The 3,477-nt window shown below is 65.7% G+C and carries 3 protein-coding genes and 1 pseudogene; 2 read left to right on the forward strand and 2 right to left on the reverse strand.

The genetic code is table 11. The annotated features are described in order from the left end of the window. Positions 1-942: pseudogene (locus JHD07_RS35625) on the reverse strand (hypothetical protein); the annotation flags it as partial. 461 nt (positions 943-1,403) lie between these two features. Between JHD07_RS35625 and JHD07_RS35630 the strand changes: the two are divergent. Next, on the forward strand, positions 1,404-1,934 hold the full coding sequence (locus JHD07_RS35630) for a hypothetical protein (RefSeq protein WP_291630720.1): 531 nt from the start codon (positions 1,404-1,406) through the stop codon (positions 1,932-1,934). Positions 1,935-1,952: 18 nt separating this feature from the next. Here JHD07_RS35630 and JHD07_RS35635 read toward each other — a convergent pair whose 3' ends face one another. Beyond that, on the reverse strand, positions 1,953-2,405 hold the full coding sequence (locus tag JHD07_RS35635) for a nuclear transport factor 2 family protein (RefSeq protein WP_291630722.1): 453 nt from the start codon (positions 2,403-2,405) through the stop codon (positions 1,953-1,955). Positions 2,406-2,987: 582 nt separating this feature from the next. Here JHD07_RS35635 and JHD07_RS35640 point away from each other — a divergent pair. Continuing rightward, positions 2,988-3,374 carry a hypothetical protein gene (locus tag JHD07_RS35640; protein WP_291630725.1) on the forward strand — a complete coding sequence of 129 codons (387 nt, stop codon included), beginning with the start codon at positions 2,988-2,990 and terminating at the stop codon, positions 3,372-3,374. Positions 3,375-3,477 lie beyond the last annotated feature (103 nt).

The following is a 3,477-nucleotide window of genomic DNA, read 5'->3' on the forward strand; positions in this document are numbered from 1 at the left end:
CGCTGACGCATAGGCGGCGAAGCCGGCCCCGCTGCCGATATTGCCCCCGATCGCGACCGCATTCGCCCCTTGCGCCTGCGCATTGCCGCCGATCGCGGTGGCGTAGGTCTGGCCGGATGCTCCGGTGCCCGCCTGGGCGCCGCTTCCGAGCGCCGTGGTGCCCTCGTTTCCGAAGAGGCCGCCAGCATTGGCGAGGGCGCCGAACGCGCTGGCGATCCGGCCCGAGGCGGTGGCCGTGTCGCCGACGCCGGCCGCACTGTCGCCGAGCACGGTCGTGAAGATGCCGACCGCGATGGCGCGGGGCCCGGTGACGGTATTGGAGACGCCGATCGCGTAACTGCCGTTGGCATTGACGGTGTTCGAGGTGCCGAAGGCGCCGCTGCTGCCGCCCGTGATCGAATTGCTGCTGCCGTTCGCGATGCTGGACGTGCCGTTGATCGTATTGCCGGTGCCGAAAGAGCCGCTGTTGTTGCCGGTCACGGTGGAGTTGGACCCGACCACGGTGGAGTCTGTGCTGTTGGCGGCGGTGCTTCCGCCGATCGCCACGCTGCGCGTCCCCTGGGATCGCGCCGGCGTGGCGCCGACGCCGTCGCCGCCACCAATGGCGACGCTGTAGTTGCCGCGGGACAGCACCTCGAGGAGCGCGCTCGGATCGGATCCGGCACCGATCGCCGTCGAGTAGATCCCGACGAGGCCGGTGGTCGAATTGGCATTGGCGCCGATACTGGTGACGCCGGCCACGTTGGCAGCGGTCCCTCCGAAACTCCCGACAGTGGTCGAGTTCTCTCCGACGGCGAAGGCGCCATAGCCGAACGCCGTGGCTCCGCCGGAGATGCCGGAAGTTGCGCCGGCGGCAAGAGCTCCAAACCCGCACGCCGTATCGTGGACGTTGGTGGCGAGCGAACTCTGGCCGCTCTGAGGCTCGCCGCCATTGGCGCTCACGCCGCAAACGGCCTGAGCCGCGGCAGGATCAATCAAACCAAAGACGCTCACAAGCAGCGGTAGCGCGCACGCGAGTGCAAGTGCAGACCAGCTTTGCAAAGTCGCAACATGTCGGGAAAATTTGGCAATCAACACGAGTACTACTCCAGTATGTTTCCTCGGGAAGGCTAATCCATGTTCCCGCGTCTGAAACCGCGGCGGCGTTGCCGTGCTCCAATGGTTCGGAGAGTGTGACTTGCCAAACACAGTCACTTGCTTCCCTGGCCCAGCGACTTGCCCGCTGAGACCATCGGGCGGCGGCGACGGGTTTTGTTCGCCGAAAGCGCGCTGATATAGAGTTGCGAGGGGCTGGGGCCGACGCTTGGCGCGCAGGCGCAAGTAAATCGTGGGGCTTTGCTGCTGTGACTGGAAACGTCTTCCAAAGGCGAGCGCGAGGCGCAGGCATCGCGCTCGTCCTCCTGATGTCGATGGGGTGGGCCGTGCTGGCTCAACCCGCACAGCCTGCGGCAAAGCCGGCTAATATCGACCGCAACGGCGTCCTGATGCTGGTGAGGTCGACGCTGCTGGCGCTCGACCACGCCAACAAGACTGGCAACTACACCGTCCTGCGCGATCTCGGCGCCCCGGGATTTCAGGCTGCAAATACCGCGGCGCGTCTGGCCGAGATCTTCGCGTCTCAGCGCAACGACAAGCTCGACCTGGCTGGCGTCGCCGTGATCGATCCCCAGCTCAGCCTGCTGCCGCAGATCGAGCCGACCGGGATGATGCGGATGGCGGGCTTCTTTCCATCGGTGCCGTCGCAGGTGAATTTCGAGCTGCTGTACGAGCCGGTGAACGGCCAGTGGCGGTTGTTCGGGCTATCGGTCAACGTCGGACAGTCGGGGCCGGTCGCGCCGTCGCCGCAGCCCGCCGCTCCCAAGGGGACTGTGTCCGCCAAGCGGCCGCCGGAAGCGAAAGATGCCAAGCCACCCGCCCGGGCGACGCCCAACTAGCGCGTGGGCTGGAGGGGCTCAGTCCGGAAAGGTCCGCGCGCCCGTGATCAACGGCCCGATCTCGCGCTCCAGCACCTGCTGCGCCAGGTCGTAGGAATCGGTGATCTCGCGGATCTCCGCCACCAGACCGCCGCGGAACGTGTAGAACACCGCCATGTCGAACTGCACGATGCGGCCGTTGCTGCGCTTCTTGAAATAGACCTGCACGTAGGTCGCGACGACCTCGCCCTCGGCGACGATGTGCGGCGCCTTGTAGCGAACTTCCGAATAGCGCGACCAGATCGTCTGCCAGAGCTCGCGCAGCTCCTGCTTGCCGTGGCGCGGCACCATGTGCGGCAGCACGTCGATCGGCGCATGGGTGAGAAAGTCGACGTCCTCGGTGCAGCAGGACAGCGCCGTCACGATATCGCCGCGTGCGAAGGCCTCGAGCAGATGCACGACACGCTGGCGATTCAGCTTCTCCACCGTCATTCCGCCCGTCCTTTTTGGTTCCTGTGGCGTTGCACAAGGCTAACGCGATGGGTCACGCATCGGCAACCCGCAAGAACACAGGGAGGTTGCAGATGTTTTGACGTCCGAGCGCAATGACCGGTTCATGGCGGTGCAATCACGAGTTGCGGAAGGACTGCACGAAATTAGCGCCTGGCGCGCAACGCGCATGGAGCAACGCGCAATCTCAGCTTGACGCAGAGGGATGGAACCGCGCCGTGGTCTCTCTTGCCCCGCTCGCGGCAGGGCTATCGCATTTGCGAATGCTTCCCTGCGGCCATCCTTCGAGACGCCCGCTTTGAGCGGGCTCCTCAGGATGAGGGCGGTGCGCGCGGCAGCAGTCTCAACGGGCACTGACGCTGATTAGCCTCATCCTGAGGAGGCGCGTCAGCGCCGTCTCGAAGGACGAGGCGTGCACGAAGGCCATCGCCACAAGTCGTATGCGTTTGCCCTGCCGCTTGCGGGGAAGGCGAAGTCCCGGACCGCCGCCTCGCGTGACCTATCTCACATCGCCCCACCGGCAGCGCGCCTACCGTCATCCGCATGTCATCAGGGAGACGTGCCATGGCCACCATCGCCGCCACGAGAAAGTCCCGCCTGCACAACGCGCTCGAAGGCCTCGCGCTGACCGCGACCCTCCAGAGTTTCCCGACCTTCGCCGCTGCAGCCTTCCTGCTCAAGCTCGCCGGCGACCACGACCTCTCCGGCGATCCCGGCGTCGCCATCTTCGTCGCCTTCGCCTCGTTCACCCACGCACTGATCGCGGTGACGCTGGGCCCGCGCTTCCCGCATTTGTTCAAGACCGTCTACGAGCCGAAATTCTTCGAGGCCCATCTGTCGCTGTCCGACAAGATCACGGCGTGGCGCACCCACCCGGTCGCCTCGCTGCAACTCGTGACGATCGTGCTGCTGCTGTCGGTGATGGCCGTGGTGACCGCGAGCGTGGGGTGAGGGGGTAGGCTCTTCGCCGTCATTCGGGGGCGCTGCAAAGCAGCGAGCTATGATGCGCAATTGCGTATCTGAGAATCCATAGCTACGAGCGGCAATGACAGGC

The sequence above is a fragment of the Bradyrhizobium sp. genome (assembly GCF_016462955.1).
Taxonomy (GTDB): Bacteria; Pseudomonadota; Alphaproteobacteria; order Rhizobiales; family Xanthobacteraceae; genus Bradyrhizobium.

What these genes read in the sequence shown, in the direction of transcription:
- JHD07_RS35640 (WP_291630725.1), top strand. Translation starts at nt 2,988, where the DNA reads ATGGCCACCATCGCCGCCACGAGAAAGTCCCGCCTGCACAACGCGCTC.
- JHD07_RS35630 (WP_291630720.1), top strand. Translation starts at nt 1,404, where the DNA reads ATGTCGATGGGGTGGGCCGTGCTGGCTCAACCCGCACAGCCTGCGGCA.
- JHD07_RS35635 (WP_291630722.1), bottom strand. Translation starts at nt 2,405, where the DNA reads ATGACGGTGGAGAAGCTGAATCGCCAGCGTGTCGTGCATCTGCTCGAG.